The organism is Streptomyces asoensis, from assembly GCF_016860545.1.
Classification (GTDB): Bacteria; Actinomycetota; Actinomycetes; order Streptomycetales; family Streptomycetaceae; genus Streptomyces; species Streptomyces asoensis.
Map to the genome: position 1 here is coordinate 2,727,367 of NZ_BNEB01000005.1, position 21,935 is coordinate 2,749,301.

At 65.3% G+C, this 21,935-nt stretch carries 24 protein-coding genes; 9 read left to right on the forward strand and 15 right to left on the reverse strand.

Features of this window, described 5'->3' with window-relative positions; translation table 11 throughout:
* Positions 1-40 precede the first annotated feature (40 nt).
* The 10 genes from Saso_RS34595 to Saso_RS34640 all read right to left on the reverse strand — a co-directional run bounded on the left by Saso_RS34595 (position 41) and on the right by Saso_RS34640 (position 6,294).
* Positions 41-1,414, reverse strand: coding sequence for a tyrosine-type recombinase/integrase (locus Saso_RS34595; protein WP_189919708.1), 1,374 nt, complete (start codon positions 1,412-1,414; stop codon positions 41-43).
* Entirely contained in the window at positions 1,411-1,581 is a 171-nt protein-coding gene (locus Saso_RS34600) for a helix-turn-helix transcriptional regulator (protein ID WP_060900682.1), read from the reverse strand. The genes Saso_RS34595 and Saso_RS34600 overlap by 4 nt, the downstream gene beginning before the upstream one ends.
* A complete protein-coding gene (locus tag Saso_RS34605; protein ID WP_189919710.1) occupies positions 1,581-2,903 on the reverse strand; it encodes a replication initiator in 1,323 nt (440 codons plus the stop codon). Before Saso_RS34605 ends, Saso_RS34600 begins: the two co-directional genes overlap by 1 nt.
* Before the next feature lie 130 nt (positions 2,904-3,033).
* A complete protein-coding gene (locus Saso_RS34610) occupies positions 3,034-3,279 on the reverse strand; it encodes a SpdD protein (RefSeq protein WP_189919712.1) in 246 nt (81 codons plus the stop codon).
* Between the two features lie 13 nt (positions 3,280-3,292).
* Entirely contained in the window at positions 3,293-3,487 is a 195-nt protein-coding gene (locus Saso_RS34615) for a hypothetical protein (RefSeq protein ID WP_037680541.1), read from the reverse strand.
* A 9-nt stretch (positions 3,488-3,496) separates the two neighbouring features.
* A complete protein-coding gene (locus tag Saso_RS34620) occupies positions 3,497-3,688 on the reverse strand; it encodes a mobile element transfer protein (RefSeq protein ID WP_189919714.1) in 192 nt (63 codons plus the stop codon).
* Positions 3,688-3,888, reverse strand: a complete 201-nt coding sequence (locus Saso_RS34625; protein WP_189919716.1) for a hypothetical protein — start codon at positions 3,886-3,888, stop codon at positions 3,688-3,690. Before Saso_RS34625 ends, Saso_RS34620 begins: the two co-directional genes overlap by 1 nt.
* A gap of 19 nt (positions 3,889-3,907) precedes the next feature.
* The gene (locus Saso_RS34630) at positions 3,908-4,543 is read right to left on the reverse strand and encodes a DUF2637 domain-containing protein (RefSeq protein ID WP_189919717.1); all 636 of its coding nucleotides are present in this window, start codon (positions 4,541-4,543) and stop codon (positions 3,908-3,910) included.
* Positions 4,544-4,546: 3 nt separating this feature from the next.
* Positions 4,547-5,932 carry an FtsK/SpoIIIE domain-containing protein gene (locus Saso_RS34635; protein WP_189919719.1) on the reverse strand — a complete coding sequence of 462 codons (1,386 nt, stop codon included), beginning with the start codon at positions 5,930-5,932 and terminating at the stop codon, positions 4,547-4,549.
* 5 nt (positions 5,933-5,937) lie between these two features.
* On the reverse strand, positions 5,938-6,294 hold the full coding sequence (locus Saso_RS34640; protein WP_189919721.1) for an SCO3933 family regulatory protein: 357 nt from the start codon (positions 6,292-6,294) through the stop codon (positions 5,938-5,940).
* A gap of 364 nt (positions 6,295-6,658) precedes the next feature.
* Here Saso_RS34640 and Saso_RS34645 point away from each other — a divergent pair, with 364 nt between their 5' ends.
* On the forward strand, positions 6,659-6,874 hold the full coding sequence (locus Saso_RS34645; RefSeq protein ID WP_189919722.1) for a hypothetical protein: 216 nt from the start codon (positions 6,659-6,661) through the stop codon (positions 6,872-6,874).
* Positions 6,875-6,923: 49 nt separating this feature from the next.
* Here Saso_RS34645 and Saso_RS34650 read toward each other — a convergent pair whose 3' ends face one another.
* The 3 genes from Saso_RS34650 to Saso_RS34660 form a co-directional block, all read right to left on the reverse strand.
* Positions 6,924-7,652 (reverse strand): GntR family transcriptional regulator, encoded by a 729-nt coding sequence (locus Saso_RS34650; protein WP_189919724.1) that lies wholly within the window; start codon positions 7,650-7,652, stop codon positions 6,924-6,926.
* A gap of 83 nt (positions 7,653-7,735) precedes the next feature.
* A complete protein-coding gene (locus tag Saso_RS34655) occupies positions 7,736-8,173 on the reverse strand; it encodes an ATP-binding protein (protein WP_189919726.1) in 438 nt (145 codons plus the stop codon).
* Between the two features lie 284 nt (positions 8,174-8,457).
* A complete protein-coding gene (locus tag Saso_RS34660; protein WP_189919728.1) occupies positions 8,458-9,198 on the reverse strand; it encodes a GntR family transcriptional regulator in 741 nt (246 codons plus the stop codon).
* An 81-nt stretch (positions 9,199-9,279) separates the two neighbouring features.
* Here Saso_RS34660 and Saso_RS34665 point away from each other — a divergent pair, with 81 nt between their 5' ends.
* Both Saso_RS34665 and Saso_RS34670 read left to right on the forward strand, forming a co-directional pair.
* A complete protein-coding gene (locus Saso_RS34665) occupies positions 9,280-10,392 on the forward strand; it encodes a DUF1152 domain-containing protein (protein ID WP_189919730.1) in 1,113 nt (370 codons plus the stop codon).
* Positions 10,389-10,646: a hypothetical protein gene (locus Saso_RS34670; RefSeq protein ID WP_189919732.1), complete on the forward strand. Its 258-nt coding sequence runs from the start codon at positions 10,389-10,391 to the stop codon at positions 10,644-10,646. Before Saso_RS34665 ends, Saso_RS34670 begins: the two co-directional genes overlap by 4 nt.
* A 322-nt stretch (positions 10,647-10,968) precedes the next feature.
* Here the strand turns inward: Saso_RS34670 and Saso_RS34675 are convergent, their stop codons facing one another.
* On the reverse strand, positions 10,969-12,714 hold the full coding sequence (locus Saso_RS34675; protein ID WP_189919734.1) for a DUF4209 domain-containing protein: 1,746 nt from the start codon (positions 12,712-12,714) through the stop codon (positions 10,969-10,971).
* A 553-nt stretch (positions 12,715-13,267) separates the two neighbouring features.
* On the opposite strand from Saso_RS34675, the gene Saso_RS34680 reads away from it, so the two are divergent.
* Positions 13,268-13,753, forward strand: coding sequence for a DUF4265 domain-containing protein (locus tag Saso_RS34680; RefSeq protein WP_189919736.1), 486 nt, complete (start codon positions 13,268-13,270; stop codon positions 13,751-13,753).
* Between the two features lie 243 nt (positions 13,754-13,996).
* On the opposite strand, the gene Saso_RS34685 is transcribed toward Saso_RS34680, so the two are convergent.
* Positions 13,997-14,959 (reverse strand): restriction endonuclease, encoded by a 963-nt coding sequence (locus Saso_RS34685; protein ID WP_189919738.1) that lies wholly within the window; start codon positions 14,957-14,959, stop codon positions 13,997-13,999.
* A gap of 555 nt (positions 14,960-15,514) precedes the next feature.
* Here Saso_RS34685 and Saso_RS34690 point away from each other — a divergent pair.
* The 5 genes from Saso_RS34690 (at position 15,515) to Saso_RS34710 (ending at position 21,871) form a co-directional block, all read left to right on the forward strand.
* Complete coding sequence (locus tag Saso_RS34690) at positions 15,515-15,829, forward strand: hypothetical protein (RefSeq protein ID WP_203833578.1); 315 nt, start codon at positions 15,515-15,517, stop codon at positions 15,827-15,829.
* A 234-nt stretch (positions 15,830-16,063) separates the two neighbouring features.
* On the forward strand, positions 16,064-16,450 hold the full coding sequence (locus tag Saso_RS34695) for a hypothetical protein (RefSeq protein ID WP_229901161.1): 387 nt from the start codon (positions 16,064-16,066) through the stop codon (positions 16,448-16,450).
* An 881-nt stretch (positions 16,451-17,331) separates the two neighbouring features.
* Positions 17,332-17,955, forward strand: coding sequence for a hypothetical protein (locus tag Saso_RS34700; protein ID WP_189919740.1), 624 nt, complete (start codon positions 17,332-17,334; stop codon positions 17,953-17,955).
* Between the two features lie 246 nt (positions 17,956-18,201).
* Positions 18,202-18,645: a hypothetical protein gene (locus Saso_RS34705; protein WP_189919742.1), complete on the forward strand. Its 444-nt coding sequence runs from the start codon at positions 18,202-18,204 to the stop codon at positions 18,643-18,645.
* 1,723 nt (positions 18,646-20,368) lie between these two features.
* Positions 20,369-21,871, forward strand: a complete 1,503-nt coding sequence (locus Saso_RS34710; protein WP_229901162.1) for an ATP-binding protein — start codon at positions 20,369-20,371, stop codon at positions 21,869-21,871.
* Positions 21,872-21,935 lie beyond the last annotated feature (64 nt).

Consider the following 21,935-nt stretch of genomic DNA (forward strand, 5'->3'; position numbering starts at 1 on the left):
CGGACAAGATGCCCGGGGCCGCGGTGGGGTGCAGGGTGTCTCACTCGTACTCGCGCAGAAGATCCTCAATACGCCGGTTGGCGACGTCCTGCCGTCCGTCGAGGCACTTCGCGTAGCGGGTCAGCAACACCTCGACGCTGTTGCCGGCGCGCTCGGCGACCTCGGTCGGGTCGACACCGGCATTGAGCCAGGTCGACAGCGCCGAGTGTCGAAGGTCGTATGGCCGACTCGCGAGCGGCGAGGAGGCGGCGGCCGACGGGAGCGCGAGGAGCCGGGCCTCCTGCCACACGCGGTAGTAGGTCGAGGACGGGACGACCGAACCTTTCTCGCTGAAGAACAGGCGCCCGTCGTCCGCCGTGCCAAAGGTGGCCAGGTGCTCACGGAACACGGCGACGAGGTGAGGCGGAATAGGTACCCGCCGGACGTCCTCGTTCGGCCGGTTCTTCAGCCCGCGGTCGTCGTGGGTCTCCCCCGAGTCGGTCCACTGCTTGCCGACCGAGGGGCGGGTCCGATGGAGCAGCGCCGAGCCCCAGCCCTGTCCCGGGAGGATCAGGTCCGTCTCGGCGAGGCCGACCGCTTCAGCCGGCCGGAGGCCACCGAAGTACATCGCGGCGAACAGACCCACAAGACGACGGCCGCGGGCACGCCGGTATCCGCCCACGTAGGAGACGGCCGCCAGGAGGTTGCGAGCCTGCTCCGGGTTGGCGACTACGCGCGGGTCCACCTGATTGGACACCTTCGGTTTCTGCCAGCGAACCGCAGTGATGGGGTTCTCGCGCAGCTCCCCCAGGTCGACCGCGTAGTTCGTGGCATTGACGAGCGTCCGACGCTTGCGCCGCACGGTCTCTGCCGCTGCCGCCGTACCGTCGAGCTTGAGCTTCAGCGAGTCGAGGACCGCGCGGGCCGTGGCGGGCTCAGCAAGATCGGCGAGCGGTCGGGAGGCCTTGGACACCCAGTGCAGAACGTTCCGCACGTCGTCGGGGACTTCCCGATCGTCGGGCCCCGGCAACACGAAGGCCCAGCTGCGCAATGCTTTGCGGATCACCTCATCGGACGGCCGTCCGGCACGCTCGTCGAGGAGCTCCAGCGTCACGCTGGTGAGGGATTCATTGATGCCGTCCCTCGTATTGGGGGCGGCATGGGGCCACTTCATGGCCAGGTATCTGAGGGCGAAGGCGTACCAGGACACGGCCGACTTCTTCTCTTCCATCGAGGCCGGGAGGCCCGACTCGGTGTCGAACTCTTCACCGTCGCGCATCGCTCGCATGAGCTTCGTGCGGAAGTGGTCGGCGAGCGCCTTCGTGCGGAAGGACTCCGAGAGCACATTGCCGGCAACGGACCAGCGGACACCGTACGAGGGCGTTTTGGTGTCCCGCTTGCGAACCGCCCAGACCTTCACGTCAAGGGACTTCACGCGGCTGCCTCCAGCTGTCGAAGCCAGGTGGTGAAGTCGCTCCGCCATACCCGGAGCTCTCCGTTGGGCAGCTTGAACGCGGCCGGCCCGTATCCCAGCTCCCGCCAGCGGTAGAACGTCCGGCGAGAGACGCCGCCCAGCTCATCCAGGACCTGGCGAACGGTCATCAGCTCGTCGCGACGGGCGTCCATGTCGGTTCTCCTTCCGTTCCGGGGGCGGGTTCGAGGGATGCGGACAGCCAGGCTTCGGCGCGGGAGAGGCCGGTACCGGCGAAGACCCAGTGCGAGAGGACGAGGGTCGTCTCCGCCGGTTCTGTCTCGACCACCGCGGCAACCTGTGCGCGTCGCCAGTCGGCGCGGGCAGTACGCAGGGCGCCGAGGGTGGTCGAGTACCGGCGGGACTTGGTGGAGAAGTGGCCGCGGAAGCCGAGCATGTGCGCCCAGGCCCGTAGGCGGAGCTCGGCGAGCTCGGGGCGTGCGCCGAGGGTCCAGGCGACGCGGATCATGCGTCGGGCATGTTCGCTGATGCGTGCCTGGGCGAGTTCGGCGAGGAACTTGAGCGGGCGGTCGAGGGTGCCGGTCGCCGTCTCGGCTCCCTTGGTCGCGTACTTCGCGATGTACGAGGCGACGGCTCGTTCGGTGAGCTCCTGGCCGTCGTCGAAGTCGGCGGACCGGATCGTGCGGACGTCGAGTTGGCGGCCGAATGCGAAGGCGTGTGCGCGTCCATCGACGGTCGGGCCGTCGACGCGCGCGGCAGTGGCCGCGGCCTGGATGGCGTCCGTCAGGAGCTCTGCCGTCGCCCAAGCGGGCGGTGGGGTGTCGCCGCCTTCCGGACCGTCGATGCGGATGACCGCGTGGAAGTGCACGGCACCGCGCTTCTGGTACTCCGCGGCCTTCGCGAAGGAGACCCGTGCGTGGTCGCGGAAGGTGCGTTGGGTGAGGCCGGCGCGCTTGGCGATCTCCCGGCGGAGGTAGATGGAGAAGCGCCGCCAGAGGTGCCCGGCGTGGGCGTTCCAGAGGACGGCCGCTTCGTAGTCGTAGCGGTCCGGGTCGAGGGGCGTACCTAACCTGCTGTCGTTCTCGTCGTGGCGAGCACCGCAGCGGCAGGGGCGTCCGTCGGTGCGGCGGTTGTGGACGGGGCCGAAGCCGGGGGCGGTGAAGGTGGCGAAGACGCGCGGGTGTGTGGCGACCTGGTCGGACGTGCCTTTTCCCCCGCGTAGTCCGGCGGTGATCAGGTGGTAGGTGTCGCGGCGGTAGGTCTCGGCACAGGCCGGGCATCGGGTGGCGCGGCGGTTGTTGCAGCGGATGAGGAGTTGGCCGGCCGGGAGGGCGGCCGAGTCGAGGTGGTGCAGGGTGCGGCCGATTTCGCCGGTTGCCGTTTCGACTGCGTATTCGGTGCGGTGGCCGTCGAGGCGGACGGGGTGGGTGCAGCCGCCCAGGCCGGAGAGTTGGCGGGCCAGCTCGGGCATGGTGCCGAGAGAGGCCAGCATGGAGAGTTCCGCCAGCGGGGGCGGAGTCTGCCGGGTGATGATGGGTGTTCCTTTCGGCTGTTTCTGCGGTTGGGAGGGACGGCCCCGGGGCGGCGAGATGCTTGGCGGCGTTTGCCGCCCCGGCGGCCGGTCAGCGCCTGTTGGCGTTGTTGAGCAGGGAGCGCAGGACCACGGCGGCGATGGCCACGGAGATGGCCGTGATGGCGACGGCCGCCAGGAGTGCGGTGAGGACTACTCCGCCAGCCAGGACGGCCGCGACGGGGCCCGCGTAGGGGCTGAGCAAGCGGCCGGCTGTGGGCGCCGGGTAGTGGTGCTGCGGCTGGTGAGTCGGGGTCGACGGCGGAGCGGGGACGTCGGGCAGCTTGGGGCGGAACATGGCGGAGCTCCTTTCAGCGGTTGTCGCCGTTGACGACGCCGACCCCGGAGCGGGTGCCGGACTCGATGGCGGGGGCGAGGAAGGTGTGCGAGAGCCAGAAGCCGAACAGAGCGATCACGACGGCGACCCACATGCGCACGCCAAGGAACTTGATCGCTGCCCAGGCGATGACGCCCAGGACGAAGACGAGCGGGAGCGAGACGGTCACAGGATCTCCTCAGCGGACGCGGCAGCGGTGGGTGCGGGCAGCGAGCTCGGCGGCGGCGCGGGTGTCGAAGTCGTTGGAGAAGCCGCAGCGCGGGGCGGTGCAGACGGCGGTGTGCTTCTCGCGGCCGCGGCCGTCGTAGGCGGTGCCGACCTGGACGGGTCCGATGCGGGCGACGTTGCGGAAGCGGCGGTTGGCGGGCATCAGGGCAGCTCCTTCGGTTCGTCGTGGTTCTCGCCGGTGAAGTCGGCGACGTGGTCGAGCAGCCACCGCCGGATCTCTGCGCCCTCGTACTCGTCGGCGATGAGGATCACGGGTTCGGCGATGAGCATGGCTTCGGTGAGGCGGTTCTGACGGGTCAGCTCGGCTGCGCGGTTGAGCGCGCGGAGCGTGGACGGACGCAAGATGGAAGGTCCTCCGGGATCAGGTGAGTTGGACGGCGATGGCTTCGGCGAGCGGCAGCGGGATGCCGAGGCGGGTGCGAAGGGTTGGGGTGTCGATGTCAGTCCCGGTCCGGGTCCGGTGGTCATCGGCGACCTTGCGAGCGAGGGCGACGAGCGCGGGCGGGACAGGGGCGGCGGAGGGCGGTGCGGCCGGTTGTGGGTCGGCGGCGGGCAGCGCAGGGGCGGTATTCGTGACTGGCGTGGCCGGAGCCTCGTCCTGATTCGGGACCGGTACCTCGTCGCCGTCCGGGGCCGAGGCACCGTGCGCGAGGAGCGTTCCGCCGAGGAAGGCAACCGCGGGCCACCCGGCGACGAGGATGCGCAGCCAAGCCGGGACGTCCCCGAGGTCGAGCAGGCCGGCCGTGCCGACATTCGCGCCCAGCGACGCGACCAGGGCGACGACGAACCAACACCAGCCAGCGGCTTTCGCCGCACCGGAGCGCAGCCGTCGCCAGGCCGCGACGAGGAGCAGGTCAACGCTGATCGGGTAGGCCCACGCCTTCCAGCCGTCCTGTCCGGCCGCCGCAGCGAGGTCGTGCAGGTGCGCGAAGGAGAGCGCTGCGGCGATGGCCGCTTGGACCAGTACGGGGTCGATGCGGATGCGGTGGGTGCGCATCGCTCAGTCCTCCGGCGTGGAGGAGGCGAGGCGCGCGGTGGGTACCGGTTGGGGGCTGTCGAGGACTACGGGCGGGACGTACGGCCGGAACGGCGTGAGCGCCGGAACGTCCGGAGCGAGGTGAGCCGTGTCGCGGCAGGTGGCCGCAGCGGCGGCGAGGGAGAGGTGCGGAGTACGGATGCGGGACCAGCCGCCCGACGTGTCACCGGCCACGGCCAGGCCCGGCAGCTCGGCGGCGATGGCGCAGGAGGCGTCGACCGCTTCGGGGGCGATGTCGCCGAGGGCCATCTTGGCCGAGGCTTCGTCGTTGACCCGGTGGCAGACACGGCCGGTGAGCTGGGCCCGCAGCATGGTCGCGCCCTTGCCGAGTTCGGCGCCGAAGCGCTGCCCGCAGACCTCCAGGTAGATGCCGGCCGCGCGGCCCAGCTGGGCCAGGCGGATGAGGTGGGTGACCATCTCGTCCCGGCGTTCCTCGTCCTTACGGGTCGCGACGAGGAAGAGTTCGGCGACCTCGTCGACGAACAGCACGATGGGTACCGGGCGTTCGCTCTCGGGCAGTCCCCAGATGTCTGAGGTGATCTCCTCGTCGGGCGCGCTTGGGGCAATGCCCTGTCGGGCCTTGATCAGGTCGTATCGGTCCTCCATTTCCTTAACCAGGACCGGGAGCAGCTCGGCAGCCTCTCCCGGATCGGTCGCCAGCGCGGCAAAGCGGGAAGCGAACGGAGCCAGCTCCACGCCCCGCTTGCAGTCGACGCCGACCAGGGCGACGGACTGCCGGGCAAGCCCGGTGATCAGGTTCCGCAGGTACATGGACTTGCCCGACAGCGTTGCGCCGAGGACGAGTTCATGCGGGACGGCGCGATAGTCACGTAAGAACGCCGTGGCGTCCTCCCGCAGCGCCACCGGCACCTTGAGGAGCCCGTCCTCGATCCGCCGGGGCATCCGGACCTTGCGCAGGACGTCGAAGCCGATGAGCCGCAGTTCGACGACACCGGGCTTGACGTCCTTCACGTACACGCCGTGGACGCCCCAGGCATGGCGGAGCCGTTCCGCCGAGGCGGCGACGTCGGCGGGTTCCTGGCCCGGCGCGAGGCGGAGCCGGACGCGCAGGCCGGTCGTAGTAGGCCGGATGATGCCCCGCCGAGGCGGGACCGGACGGATCTCCCGTCGGCTGGTCGCCTTGATGGCCAGCACCCGCAACCGGGACGGCGCGACAGTCAGGCCGCAGGCGTCCATGGTCGAGGAGTACGAGGCCAGCAGCCGGGCCACCGAGACCGGCAGCCCGACCGTGGACCAGTACGCGGCCGGGTTGGCGTGCCGGACGTAGGCCGCGCCGCCTATCGCAGCGAGCGGTGCGCCCAGCTCGGCCAGCGTGATCAGGTCCGTCACGACGATCAGCCCGCCTGAGCGACCGGGACCGGGAAGGCACCCGGCGCGATCGCGGTGGCGCGGTAGGCGATGCCGTGCCGCTGCTGGCCGTTGAACACGCTCTCCCACGGCCGGGCGATGAGCCCCGGCAGGGACACCGGAGCGCCGACGGTCAGGCCCTCCGTCACACCGCTTTCGGGAAGCGTGACCTGGATGAGCGACGAGTCCCCCTCGTCGATGAAGACGACGCCGACGGTCATCAGCGCCTCACCGCTCACGGCGTCCTTGGCAATCTCACCGGTCTGCCGGTCACGCACCTTCGGCGCCGGCGCTTCGGTGAGCAGGATCGTCGCGGTCGAGGCGTCAACGCGGATCACACGCACAGAGATTTCTCCTTTGGAGTCGACCAACTCGCCACCTGACAAGTTGACTTAGCAAGTTCGAAGTTAGAGATGCCAGGTTGACTTGTCAAGTGATTCCCGTGCCCGTCAACGAGCGTCACCAGCTCCGCGAGCGCACCATGAAGCCAGCCGGCGCAGAGGAGGGCGGGACATGGGCCGAAGAGACCGCGCTCAAGGTCCACAACCATGGGATCCACGTGACTCGCAAGGGTCCACGCCACCACCGGACGCCTGGCCGACACCGCCACAGGGGCCCCCGCCAAGCAGTCCCTACCAGGGCGGGCCGCCGTCTCAACCGAAGAAGCGACGACGCGTCTTCCTGTGGCTCTTTCTTGCCGTCCAGCTCTTGTTCCTGATCTGGGTGATCACGGGTGCTTCGACCGCCAGCGGCACCCCCGAAGACTGCCGAAGCCGCACAGGCGACGCCTTGAAACTGTGCGAGGACGCGAGCGAGGTCGGAACAACAATCGGCGTGGGCCTCATCATCGGCCTATGGGCGGCCGTCGACATCATTCTCGGCTTCACATACGTGGTCTACCGGCTCGCCAACCGACGCACCTGAGACGGGCCACCGCACTACGCAGCACACGTGCCCCGCGCATCCGGACAGATCAGCCGAGTCGGTAGGTATCTTCGAGTTCCTGCCCATCGGCAGGAAGCAGCACGTCAGAGACCTGCAAAGCCTGGCCGGACGCATCGCGGGCGACGACCAGGACGCTGAGGACGGGCACGCCATCAGGCAGGCCGAGGAGCTCAGCCTCAGCGGCATCCGGCATGCGGGCCGAGACGCGCTCCGTCACATGGTCGAATCGGACCTTCTTCCGGCCCTCAAGGTGTTCTCGGACGCCGACGCCCAGCGGTTCGGAGTGCCCGAGCTCAGTGCCTTCGACGAGGCCAGCCGGGAAGTACGAGGACGCAAGTTCAACAGCCTCGCCATCCACCTCGACCAGGAATCGGCGCATGAGGACCTTGGCCCGCTTGGGCAGCCCCAGGACGGAGCCGACGCGCGCGGGCACCGGCACCTGGTCGACCACGACCAGACGCCCCGGAGTTTGCGACTCGTCGCGCTCCAGCATTTCGCGCCCGCGGCGGTCCTTCTGCTCGGCGGCGGCAGGCCGGCCGCGCACGATGGTGCCGAACCCCTGGCGGGACTCCAACCAGCCGTCCCGCTTCAGCAGCTCAAGAGCACGCACGACGGTCGGGCGGGACATTCCGAACGCCTGGACCAGCTGATTTTCACTGGGGACCTTCGTGCCCGGCGGGTAGGTGCCGTCCTCGATGCGCTGCTGAATCGTCTGCGCGAGGCGTAGGTACTTCGGCGCCTCTACTTCATACGCCATGCACGCCGCCCGTCAGGATTGGCCAAGTCAACTGGTCAACCAGACTAGCGACAGTGCATATAGAAAAGAACCCGGCTCCGCCTTCAGGTCGGCCAGGCATCGGCCATCACGAAGGAGACGACCGTCCCGCCGAAGCGACTGGGCCCCGAGTGCCAGGACTCGGCGATGGAGTCAACGAGGAGCAGTCCGCGCCCGTGCGCGTCGACAGCGTCAGGCTGCCGCAGCCGCGCCCTGGCCGGGAAGCCGGCGTTGTGCACCTCGACCTTGAGCGAGGCCCCGTCCCGGAACCACTCCACCCGGACACGCCACACCTCATCGGACCGCCCGTAGACGATGGCGTTCGTCACGAGTTCCGAGATCATCAGTACGCAGTCGTCGACCGAACAGGCCGGGTTGTACGGAGCGATGAACTTCCGGAACCAACGCCTGGCCAGGTGCACGGACTCAGCGACGGGATACAGGGTCATCGCCCCGAGTCGCGGCGAGTCCTCAGAGGGATAGCGATCGATCGTAAAGGCCATCCGTGCTCACTCCTTGCCGCTGCCGTCACAGTCGAGGCAGCGCCGTTTCGATGCGGCACGGGCACGGTCGCCGACGGTGGACAGCACCAGGGCCGTGCGCGAGCTGACGCGTTTCCAGCCCCGCCCACGGCATCCCCGGCAAGCTAAGTGCGCGCCTTGCTCCGGCCGCTGACCCGTCACAACGTGCCCCCTTCCTGAAGTGGCCTTAGCCACTTAATGGATAGTGGCATTAGCCACTCACGCTGCGCAAGCGAAACTGCCAAATGACGATCCATCAGGTGCGCTCAGGTGAGGGGGTAGCCCTGCTCGAACGCCCAGCGCTGCGGCGGGTACGTGGCTTCGGCGAACTCCAATGGCCGGTCCTGGAGGTCGAAGACGACATGGTGCACGATCAAGACCGCTGATCCAGAATCCAGTTGCAGGTCTGCCGACTCCTCGTCGGTCGCCTGCCGGGCACACATCCGGTCCTCGGCGTAACTCCCCTGCCGCCCCGTCATGTTCTCGACGTACATCAGGGTGCCCTCTTGGATCCGCTCCGGCTCCAGGAGCTTGGGCGCCCGCTGCCCGACGTCCGGCGCGAACCACGAAGTGGACAGGGTGATGGGCCCGTCCTGGTTGTTCGTCACTCGCCGGCGGTGCACGGCCCGCCGATCCTTCACCAGGCCCAGCGCCTCAGCGACGTGGTCCGGAGCATCCAACCAGCCGGCCGAGGTGATGACCGCGTACTCACCAGGGGTGTAGATCTTCCCCGTCTGCCGCGCCCGCCCGTACAACTCCCTTGCCCTTCGGTTCACTTCAAGGCTGCGCACGTACGTGCCAGAACCCTGCCGCTTCTCCACGAGCCCCTGATTGCTCAGCGCCTCCAACGACCGCGCGGCCGTCGGCCTGGACACCTTCCAGTTCGTCGCAAGCTGCCGCTCCGAGGGCACCTCGTCCCCCGGCCTGAGGTCGCCCCGAAGGATCTGATCGCGGATGTAGTGAGCGATCTGGAGATACTTCGGTTGCGCCTCTTCGATCTGAGGCATGTCCCCTCCTCGTCCAAGTGGCTATGGCCTCTAGCCACTATAGGGTGAGTGGCCAGACCCCGAACCCGTAATGTTGCGCACATGACGCGGTTGATCGTCGCAGCAGGAGGAGGGGGCGACGCAGTCGCCTCCGCAATGCTTGACGCCGCCTTGTACGGCGACGACGACCAGGCGGTGATCCTCACCTACGCGTGGGACCGCCTGTTGGTCGACCCGATCCCAGGCCCCCGCGGCCCCGCCGACTTCACGGGACTCGAACCACTCACCCCGTCTGTCTGGTCGGTGCCGGCCGAAGCCCGCCCGATCGCTCCAGCAGGCTCCACACTCCCCCGGCTCGCGGCAGAGCTCCCACACACCTTCGCCCTGATCGATCCGCATCACGGCGTCGAAGGTGTCACGCGCCAACTCGAAGAGCTGATCAGCCGATTGAGGCCGGACTCAATCGACCTCCTGGACGTGGGGGGTGACATCCTCGCGCGAGGCGATGAGCCGACGCTCAAGAGCCCGCTTGCCGACGCTCTGACTCTGGCCGCGTGCTGCCAGGTGAACGCTCCCGTGCGACTTCTGGTCGCAGGCCCCGGCCTGGACGGTGAACTTCCGCTCGACGAGGTGCGCAGCGTGCTTGGCCCCCTCGTCCACACCTTCACCGCGAAGGACACTGAGCCGGTCAGCGCAGTCCTGGAGTGGCACCCGTCCGAGGCAACCGGGATGCTCGCAGCGACAGCACGAGGGATACGCGGCGTCTGCGAAGTGCGGGACGCCGGATTGCCCATCCCACTCACAGACGCCGGCCCGACGGTCCACGAAGTCGACCTGGACGACGCGCTGAACCGCAACGAGCTGGCCCGCGCCATCCTCTCGACCACCGCTCTGGGTGAGGTCGAGGCGCACAGCCGCGAGGTCTGCGGCTACTCGGAAATCGACTACGAGCGCAACAAGGCCGCGTGGCTCAAAGAGCAGCCGACGGTGAAGCTCGATCCTGAGACCGTGCTGCCGCAGCTCGCCGAGTTCGAGAACGAGGCTCGAAGCCGCGGAGTCACCCACACGACGTTCCGCCGGCTCACCGAGGCTTTGGGCATGCCCGGCAGCCAGCGCGAAGACCTCCGGGCACTGCTCATCCATAGCCGGCCAGATCGATACGCAGCCCCTCTCTGGGAGCTGACAGCCGTGGAGCACAAGACTCAACCGCGATGAGCGTCTTCAGGAGCGATCTCAGCTTGGAGGCACGGGACGCCACCGGCACCGGGGCGGAAGCCGACGTGGCCCTGAATCTGGCGACCGGCAACATCAGGTTGTCGATCCTCTGGACGCAAGAAATCCAACTCTCCGCCGACGATGCCGACCAGGTAGCCGACGCCCTCCAGCGAGCAGCCGCGGAATCCCGAAGCCTCGCGATGACCAAGGAAGCTCAAGCCACCGAGGACCCGTCAGGCCCACCAGCAGCCTGAGTTACAACCTTCTTCACGGGTTCAAGGCGGCTCGCTTCGCTCCCCGCGCGCGGCCCGGCCCCCGGCCGGGCCTGCGCTCCTGTCTCCGCCCCGCTCCAGCCCGGCCGGCGCCCGCGCCACGCACACAGCAATGAGCCACCTGATGCAGAGAAGCGGTAGGTCGTGTCTGGGGCGGCCAGCTCCGCTGGCTGTGCCGTCGGGGTCCAGCAGCCGAGCCACCTCGGCTGCTTATTACAGGAATGTGGGTGCTTCTGCCTCGTTGCGCTCTCCCTCGGCCATGGACAGCATTCTGGGCATTTTCCCATTCTGATTCGCTCGGTCATCAATCGTCAGCAGCATCGTCCTGAATAGCGTTTAGAGACCACAGATAAACTGCAAGCTGCAATACCACGGCAGCGGGCGGTATTCCAATGTTCGGAATAAATCCATGAGCCACCTCATTTCTGATATTCCAACCACCAGCAGGGTTAGCGCAAACTGTCAGTACGCATCGATGCCACGACTCATCCATGCCGTGGACTTTCAAGATATCAAGCAGGTATCCCAACCCGGGATACTGTCCAGGCTTCTGGTCGCGCTGAATTCGATAGACGCCCCGATCCATAGCGATCACTAGATTGCGAACTATGGTCTCGATTCTGGGGATGATAGTGAATGCCGCGCCTTCGGCATCGCCCGTCCAATAGCGAATGAAGGCTCGCGCTAGTGCATGGGCCAGATCTTCATCAGTGAGTGGCGCTTGCGCAAAGAATTCTGCCAGTTCACTTTCGCTAGGGATTCCATATGTATCAGCTATCCTCGAAAGGGCCATGGCTAGAATCGGGGCAAAAATCTGAATGTTGTAAGACTCTTGCTCCGCAAGAGCCATGGCATCGCGATCTTCGTCCGATTGAGCACGATATCGTGGCAGACCGTCGCCCCCAAGCAGCTCTTTCGAGAATAGCCCACTAAGCACAAACTCGCGTGCATGTTGTTCCACTCTGGCCTTATTCTGCGTCAGGCCTCCGGTTGCTGGACCATAAATCTGATAGAGATCAATCAAGGCTTGCTGCCAATTACCCGCTTCACCCATGGGTGCGAGCAAACGCTCAATCTCTGCATCATCAATACTGGTCGACGCCGTAAAGGTGGCCAACCCCAGGTCATCCTTGCGTAGGCCCTGCAAGTTAGCAGCCGCACGCTCAACCAGTTCACGGTCTTGGCTACCCTCGGCACATTCGAGCGCTTTCTTTAGATGGGCGGCTCGGACGATTCCCTGAGAGTCTTTTGCCGCCTCATTCCATACCTCTACCAGCTTCCCCCAGAGCTGATTCTTCGCCTCCGCGTCTGAGGCCCTAGCAATCTGAAGTCTCAAAACATTGTCGCGAATGAAGGGGTCGGCATATTTAGTAAAGGCATCCTTCAGGAGATCATCAACTCCACTTGGAGGATTGCGTTCCGCGAGAATTGATTCCATCAGGCGCATAAATACACCAGGGCGTCGGCCATCCCCAGAAAGTTCCTGGCGTGCATCACTCATCAATTGACTCACGATCAGGTCTGCCTGATCGCGAGAATTCACCGATCGCGCGACCCTCAGCGCAATCCCCAAAAGCCCCGCTCGATCAAGTCCTATTTCCCAATTCATCGCAGCTGCTAGATAGCTTTTAGCCGCTGCGATTGCATACTCATGGGCCCGCCCAAAGCGTCGTTCAAATAGCAAATGCTGAAGGCGTGCCAATCCCCAAGGGGATGTCACTTTTGAGGCCAACGCATGCCACACCTCAACGACTTCTTCGGCAACAGCAGCGACCTTCGGCGGGTCTGTTTCTCCTGAAGCTCCACGGAAGCGCGGCTCCACCACCGCCCTTTGTCGATCATTGTCACGCTGAACCGAAATTCTGTAATCGAAAGCCCAAATGGCCGCCTTTACTGGAAGATCGGTAATTTCCTCTACCGGTACATCGCTTGGTATTCCGCAGAGCAAGGTCGTACGCAAAGCTCGTACAGCTTCAAACTTAGATGAAGCCTGGGCTGCTTGATCAATGGCAGAAGCTATGCTCCCAATTTGGTCATCTCGTGAAATCATGACCAGATTATCGCCAGCTTCCGGTCAGCGCACCACCAGTTTCCCTAATCCCGACCGCGACCCGGGTATTGCATCTACCTACCCCTAAGACTCCGCCACCCCCGAGTAGCCGCGGGCGTAGTCGAGCCAGATGCCGGGGGCGACCTTCGGTCAACAAAGGTGCTGGCAGGGACGCTAACGCCCTGAGGCTCGACGACGAAGGTCGCAGGTCGCAGGTCGCAGGTCGCAGGTCGCCGACATGGTGCCCGAGCCTCTCACCCCAAGCGGTACTCGTTCGGCTCTGGACGATCCGTGGACTCGTCCCGCCTGATCTGCCACCTGCATCGTGGTTGCGGGTAGACCGTCGTGGCTTGCTCTCGTCGACGGCACCGGCAACGTGGCGGAGGCCAGTGGGGGTGCAGCGAGGCATACGCGCGCCTGGTCGGTCGGCGCACCCGGCGTCGTGGCTGGCTGTCGTCGGCTGAGGCACACACGGGCCCGTATCCAGCTCTGAGCAGACGTCATCGGTCACCCACCTGCGGCCGACGCGTCAGGGTTCTGCATCCTGGGCACCATGACGACTCCCGAAGCCCCCTACATAAAGGTGCACTTCCGGCTTGAGATCGAAGACGACTGGCCCCCGGCATCAGTGGAGAGTCTGTGGGCGGTGGACCAAGGCGACGGCACCGCACGGCTCGACAACATCCCCTGGTTCGTCCGAGGCATCGCATGCGGAGACATCGTGGCCACCGAGCCCGATGACGAAGGCGTGCGATGGGCCGGCGAGGTAGTTCGTCATTCGGAGAACTGCACCATCCGCCTCATCGTGCTTCGTGACGGCGGTTCCGGAGCCGCACGGCAGAGCGTGCTCAACGCGTTTCATGAACTCGGCGTCTGCGGCGAGGGCATAGAACGGTTCCGCATGGTCGCCCTGGACATCCCGCCCACCGCCAATCTCGCCAAGGTGCATAAGCTGCTCAACCACGGTGTGGCCAAGGAGTGGTGGGACATGGAAGAGGGGTGCGTCACCGCGCAGTGGCGGGCTGCTTCCGTCGGCTGACGCCGTCCACGCGGCCCACGGCTGGGCCGTCCCTGGGCCGTCCGACGTCGCTCGACAGTGGCCAATGACGACCAACGACGACCACCAGGCGCACGAGGCCACCGCCCCTGACCAGCAAAGACCCAGCTCACCAAGATCCCCGGCAAGACCCAGGGCAAGAAGACAGTTCTTGATTAGCCCATGGACTCGGTGAGCTGGCACGTCTGCGGAGACGGTCGGCCCAGGTGTATCGCGGCAGTCGTATCAGCCGCTGCGCTTCTGGCGAGCAATGATTTGGTCAGCTCGCAGGTGCCAGCCTGCACCGAGGTATTCGTTAAGCTGCTGAACGGCTCGATGGCCATCGAGCAGAATCATGCGGTGTCGCACAGAAGATTCCATAACCAGTTTTTCCGCAGTCTCCGGCCCTCTCTCTGTGAAGCCAGAAACCGAAACAAGAACTCCCGAAGTCACATTCTTATCCATTACGACAAACCCGAAGCTACGAACAGTGTTGACGTCAACCTTCTGCTCCCAATTCTTGCACTCAATATAGATTCTCTCGTTGCCACGCTCCGCCTCAATATCTTTTCCCCCATCCTTCTGTCGAGGAGTAACGCGCACCGCATAGCCCATGGCTCGATACAGGTCAGCGATCAGAAACTCAAGATCCCTTGGATCAAGGCTTCGCAGTAATTTGATCTTCCGTTCGCGTTCCGTTCGCCCTTGCGTGATGTACCGATGACGGATCAGCGCAATAGCATCAGAGAGGCCCACTTCCCTCCAGTCAGACAGCACCTGAAAGTGAGCCATGAAGTAGGCTGACACCGCACCAAGCGCGTCACGTGGGGAATCCGGGAGGAGATCCAACACCCATGAAATACCCTGCCAAACCGGCTCCGAACTCCTGCCAGCTGCTGCAAGTATGGCCCGGCCTTCATACTCGCTAAAGTGACGCTCGTCTGGCGAATCCGGATCCAACGATCGCGACGGACCCTTCGCCTTCAGAACTTGCAAATGGATCTGATCAAGAATAGACAGACGAGATGGCCCGCCGAGCATGTTCCTAAGGATCGCTCGAACTTCCATCTCGGGCCACGAAGAAACCTGACTCAGATAGGCGGTTCGTAGCTCATCATCCGGAAAGGCAATTACGATGTAGTCGTCCGATGGTTGAGGCTTCTCGCCGCGCATAATGGCGCGCCATTCGTCTAATGCATATTCAGGCATTACGCGCTCCCGACGCTCCGATATCTCCGAGATTGCTAGCGAGTCTACTGTAGGCGGAAGAACCATTAATCCCTTACCGCGAGAGCTCCCCTTTCCGGACGACGACCAAACGCAAGAAGAGCGCAGCCATCCCAGGAGGCGGATGGCGCGCGGGTTGGAAGGGCGAGACACCGGGGAACCGGCCGCTGACCGAGCAGGTGCTTGCATGACTGGTCACGTGCATGGGACGAGCACCCCGACCACCGTCGGCGCCCCCGGACACGTGGACGACGCCGAGAGTGCGGATCGCCCATCCCACCCGTAGTGGAGCGAGACAGCTTCCCCACGCACCGCCGTCTCAGTTTCCGTCTCATTCACCCCCGTTCACGGCCGTTCAGCGGAGTCCGCCAGTCAGGCTCGCCGCACGGGACAGTCGCCCATGAACGCAGGTGAACGCCCCCGAACTCAGCCCAAGGCACCACCAGCACAGTTGGAAAGCGTGTGGTGCCTCGCGCCCGCGACATCGGGCCCATGCCGGCTGTCGACAGCTTCCACCGTCCTGACCATGATTGGCGAATGCCCGAGTTCAGTTGGCCGGACCGCTCACAGGTTCCGACCGCGGATGCCGTAGAACAAAACTGGCCAGCAACCGTCTCCGCACTGCCCCTTGGATCTCACGTCAGCGGTCGCGTCATCGGCCGACAGCCGTTTGGCGTCTTCCTCCTGATCGAAATCGTGCCGAATGCAGTCGGTCTTGCCGAGATCACTGCCATGCCTCACCACATGGAGCTGCCCGCCATGGGCGCTGCTGTCGCCGGTGAGGTGATCTGGCACGCGGATCACAACCATCAGGTGAAGATCCGCCTCGATGAATGGAACGTGCCCAGTTGATCGCCTCCTGCGGACGCCGCAGCTCTGCACCACAACCGCACCAGATCCAGCGGGGAACCACGGGGAATCACGGTGAAGACAGCCGAACTCAGAAGGAGGACGGGCCGTACGTTCGACCAGGTCAGCGCCCAAACCGGCCGTGAATGATCGCAGCTTCCCAAGCTGAGGGCCCGCCAAGGCACCGAAGTGGGCACTTCCACGTCGGGGCCGGCCGCCGTCATGGACGATGACCGCATGCGGTACTTCAACGGGACAGGCTGGCTCGCAATCTTCACCGGCACAGAGATGACGATCGGTCGGACAGTGCACGTGGACGCCTGGGACGAGGCAACGGGCGTGGCACTTGTGGTCGATCCCAAACGCGGTACCCGCCGCCCCGTGACGGACTACCCGGATTTCTCCCACCTGGAGCAGGCCGACCAGGTGGTAGCCGCTGTACCAGGTGGCGGCTGGCGCGCGTACTGGAAGGACGAAGGGCCCAGCAACGGGCCATTGACCGAGCAGGTTCTTGCTTGGCTGGTCACGGCCAGAGGACGCGCCACCCCGATCACCGTTGACGCCCACGGACACGTGGACGACGCTGAGAGCGCCGATCGCCTTATCCCACCTGGGGAGGAGTGAGGGAGCCTCCTGCGCACCGTCGTTTCAGTGGAGGTGCCGACCGCTCGCCTCATGGAGGATGAGGGGGGTGGGGATCTACGGCCTGGAACATAGTCCCGAGGTGGCTCCCGGGGACCTTTATGCCCACCCCCCTTGACCGCGGACCTCGAAGGTTCTCTGACCGGTCTCACTCCACCAGGCAAACTAGCAAGCGGCACTGACAACGGCCCGGGACCAGGAGGAGCGACGGTGCCTCGCCGCGGTACAGCAACGAAGCACAGCAACCCCAGAGGGTTTCTGACATCCACGGCTGACATCAACGACGCCGGACGGGGGCGTACATCAGCGACTCTGTCCGGCCGTAGAACCAGTCGCCGACACCAGCGGGAGCGGGTTCGGATGAACTCCTAAAGCGGGTGTACGCGAGCCAGCATGTGAAGGTGCCATGCCATCATCGGACGTGCGGGGCCACGTCACGTGCGACCTTCAGATCCTGCGCGTGGAGGCCTTGCCCTTCGGGTGGATCTTCTACTGGGGGACGGTCAGAGCGGGCAGCGCCCTCGGTTGGGAGGCAACGGTCCTTTTCTGGTGGATCGTGAAAGCGAGCGGTTGATCCGAACTTCCACCAGCGTTCCCATAGGCCGCCAGATCGCGGAGTACGAACGCCGACTGCGGCGCGAAGCTCACGCCCGGAACACGGCGGCGAAGCAAGCTGCGCAGCAGCCATGAGTGTCTAACTGCGTGACAACGCCGACGGACAGCGGCGGACAAGCGCGGACGTCGGCGGACCGTCAGCGCAGGTGAGAGGTGCCCCGTCCCAGGCAGAGCCCTCACTCAAGTTGCTTCGGGACGAAGCGGTCGAACTGCAATCTGGCACGCTAGAGATGCGGTTAGATGGCCGCGTGGCAGTAGCTGAACTGGTCCTCAAGTACGTTGAGGCGCTTGTGTGGCCCGTAGTGACGTTAGTGCTTGCCTGGGCGTGCAGGCATCACCTCAAGCGGGCCTTCGACCGTATGACGCGGCTGGAGACTCCAGCAGGAGCGATCGACTTCGCTGAAGAGGCACGGCGCACCTACGACGACACCCGGGAACAAGCCTCCTCGTCGCCTCCCAGAGTGCCCGGACAACCGTCTAGGCCGCTGCCCTCGCAGTCTGGCAACGTGGTCCGGACTCACTTGCGTGCGCGCTCCACTCAATACGAAGCTCTCGACCAGGCGCTGGACTTGGTCGGTCATTCACCCGACAGTGCCGTGATGCTTGCCTGGCGGGCTGTTGAAGTCGCTTACCGTGATCTGCTCGGCGGTACACGTTCCGTGCAGGAGGCCGCGCGACAACTTGAGGGGAGAGGGCTGCCGCACTCGGTCGCCGAGACGATGGTCCGCCTTGCACGGCTGCGAGCTCGTGTCTCCCATGGTGATCACACCGTCTTCCCGGACGCGGCGTTCGACTTCGTTGCCAGCTGCGAAGTGGTGCTTGATCATCTAGCAGTCGTCAGCCAATTTGGCGCCGAAGTCTCAGAGCAGTGATTGCGAGGCACGCCGTTCGCTGACCTGTTGAATGCGTGTGGAAGCCACGCGTCCGAAACTTGGCGTGGGAAGACAGACAGGTGTCCCCAATGATCCACTCCAGCGCCTTCTAAGTCTCTGGCGCTCGCGGCTCAGGCCGCCCTCACTGTCCTCGGCATCCTGCCCCTGCAGGAGCGGCCGAGCCTGCACCTGTGTTGTTACCTCCGCTGATCCACGTCCCACCCCTCGCGCCACCGAAGGAGCACGATGGCTGACGCCGGCATTGACGACCTGTCCAAGTACGAGTCCGGGACCGACCCATTCACCGCGGCCGAGCTGAAGGCGATTGCCCGCTTCCGCGAAGACCTATCCGGCGTCCCGGACATCGCTTTCACGGGCTTCGACGCCGACGGGATCCGCCGCCTCGCGTCCGAACACGGAGTTGGCGAAGCCCGCAAGATGTTGCACTCGTTCTCGACCGACCTCCTCAACCGCTGGTGGCTGGCGATCCTTTCGTTGGAGAACGACCTGCCGACCGGCACTGACGAGTCCGCCCGGCACAGCGCGGCCGCCGCCCGGTACGTCGCTCACCTCAAAGACCAGCACCTCAACGCCTGCGCAAAGTTCGAGCGCGCCGTCACCATGTGGTTCCTGGACCTGGACACGGGCCTCTCCTCCCCGCTGTATCTGAACAGGGACGGGGATGAGTGAGCCACAGAGCTCCCAGCCACATCGCTTCGGGACGAAGCGGTCGCTCGGTTAGGGTGCGCCGCATGACCGACGACGCCTCGGCGTGTCCCGACTGCAGCCAGCCTATGAAGTCCGGCGGAATCGTCCTCTCTCAGCGGGAGGATGGCCGGCGGACGTGTCGGACGCTATGGAGGTGTACTGGTCGACATGTCTGGTGGCGCTGGGCCGATCGACCGGATGAGCCTTTGGAGGCCTGTCCGGTGCCGGACCTGTTCCGCTGACATCAACGACCCCAGATAGGACGGACATACAACGGTCGCAGACGGCACCGCCGCACGAGGCGAGGCCTGACCAGGCCAGGGTTAGATCGAACTCCAAAAGCGGATGTCGCTTCCCCACCCAACCCGGCTCGAACGGGCTGGTCCCCTCTACGGCACTGGGGGAAGCAGCCACCGACCGAGGCAGGTCGTGTCAATCGTAGGCCCGATGCTGATTGTCGATCGGGGTGATGGAGTTGCTGTACAGCAGCGGAGTACAACAACCACCGAAACCGACGGTGACCGACAAGGTCCGTCAGCGGCCATCTGATCAGCCCACCAGACCCCAATGACTTCCCCGCCGAGAGTTCGGGACGAAGAGGTCGTGCCAGACGCGTGCCAGATCGTGCGGGGAACCACGGGGAACACCGGGGAACGAGCCAGTCTCGCTGCAGACACCGATTCCGCTCAGCAGCAGGGTCAGCCGCGGATTAGGCCCCAGATCACCTTAGCTTCCCAAGCTGAGGGCGCGAGCTGGATGCCGGCACCCCGCACTTAGCTGATGACCAGCCCTGTGATGCCGAAGACGAGTGTGAGGACGAAGCAGATCAGACTCACTGCCGTCGCAAGGCGGGGGACCTCGCCAGTGTGACGGAAGTTGGACATGACGCCGTTAGACCAGAAGGCGCAGATCGCGACGATGACGGCTGGGACGAAGAGTGGTGTTCCGTAACACACGTATGCGGCGCCCACAGACAGCCCAATGAGAACTATCAGCACTTTGCCCCCCTGCAGTTGCGTGGGCTCCCCAACCCCGCGTGGTGGCCACAGAGTAGGGAAGTACCGGGCAGTAGTGACCGGCTTCTGGCAGACGCGCGCGAGATCGGGTTCGGCCGGGCCGTCCCTGGGCCGTCCGAGGCCGCTCGACAGTGGCCAATGACGACCAACGACGACCACCAGGTGCACGAGCCCACTACTCCTGACCAGCGAAAACGCAGATCAGCAAGATCCCCGGCAAGACCCAGGGCAAGAAGAAGTAGACCGGCTGCGCTTGGCGCTCAGTCGTCAAGCTTCGCCCACCTGGACGGGCAGCAGACCCCTTCTACCGGCGCGACTTGCTCTGGTCGACAGCATCGCGGCGTGGCTGAGGCCGGTGGAGGTGCGACATGTACACGCGTGCGTGGTCGGTCGGCGCGCCCGTCGCCGTGGCGGACGGTCATCGGCTGAGTTGCAGGCGTCGCACGGAGGGTGGCCACCGTCAACGGATCAGGGCAAGAGTGGTCCCCCTGGACCGTCGGGCCAACTGTTCCCACCGAGGTCGAATCCTTCATGAGGCTACCGGTCCTATATGAGACCGCGCCTGTCATCGAAACCTGCAGTGGTGACGTACGCGAGGTGCGCCGTGGTCGTCCTCTCGCCTAAAGATCGCCTTGCGCACAGAAGCTCCACAATCGGCGACGAGGGGATATCTTCATCATCCAACCGTCTTGGACTGGAAGGGCAGGGCCAAGTACCGCATGGCGTATGACCTCGCACCTCCCGAGCCTGCTGGGATGGTGGCCTCCCTGAGTTCGCTGGGCTACTCACTCCCTGATGCCGTCGCAGACTTGGTGGACAACAGCGTCTCGGCCAGAGCGGGGACGATCGATGTGGAGTTCACCTGGGACGGGCGCTTCTCGTGGATAGCCGTGGTCGACGATGGTCATGGCATGTCGGAGGATGCCTTGGTCACCGCGATGACCGTCGCGGCCCGCTGGTCAGCAACCGACCGCACTTCCCGGGACCTGGGCCGCTACGGAGTGGGGCTGAAGTCAGCTTCCTTCTCCCAGTGCCGGCTGCTGACGGTCTGCACCGCGGAGGTCGACGGCCCTTGGCACTCGCGGACGTGGGACCTGGACGTGGTTGAACAGACAGGTGAGTGGCGCCTGCTCCGACAGCCGCCGGCCGAGGCCGAGAAGGCCTTGGAGCAACTCACCGCAGGACGGTCCGTCGGCACAATAGTTCTGTGGCAGCGGCTCGCCGGGTACGGGGAGATCACCGCCGCCGATCGCAAGACTCAACGGCAGTTCTACGACGAGGCTGAGAAGGTCCGCGGCCACCTCGGTCTCATCTTCGCCCGGTTCCTCTCTGGCTCGGCCGCGTTGACGTTGCGTGTCACGGGCTTGGCCGTCGAGCCGTGGGACCCATTTCTGTCCAACCACCCGTCGGTGCTGCATCACCCGGTGGAGAACCTGCCACTCGAAGGGCACAAGGTCAGGGTCGAGCCGTACATACTCCCGGGACTGCAGCGGCTGACCTCTGCCGAGGCGGAACGTGCCGGAGGACCCAGGGGGTGGCTTCGGCAGCAGGGTTTCTACGTGTACCGCCGGAACCGACTGCTTCTCGCCGGGAGTTGGCTGGGCATACGTGGGCTCCGGCGCGAGGAGAAGTACAACCTGGCCCGCATCGCCGTCGACATTCCGGCGGAGACCGACGCCCAATGGCAGGTTGATGTGCGGAAGGCGACAGTGGTGCCGCCGGTCGTACTGCGCCAGCATCTTCAGCGCATAGCGCGCACGGTTCGGTCCGCCGCAGCCGAGACCGTCCGCAACCGGGGTCAGATAGCGGCACGGCAGCGCGCCGAGAACCTGTCATTCGCGTGGAACGTACGGCGGGACGAGAACATGGTCCACTGCCGGATCAACCGAAAGCACCCCTTGGTGGAGGCGGTGCTACAGGAGGGGGGCGGCGATCCGGCGAACATCCGGGCGCTGCTGCGGTTGCTGGAGGAGACAGTACCCGTGCCGGCGCTGCGAGTGCTGCACGAGGTCGACACAGCAGATGATCCCGAACCCTTCGGTGGTCCGGGAAGGGCCACTGATGAGGCGATCAAAGTGGCTCAGCGCATGTTCGATGTACTTGTCGCCCAAGGCCGCTCTCCGGATGAGGCACGACGGGTCATCCGCACAACGCAACCTTTCGACCAGCTGAATGGATTCTGGAACAAGTGACCGCACGGGTGGGGCGTACCCTCCCATTCCCGTCCAGCAAGTCACATATCTCCAGGGGGAGGAA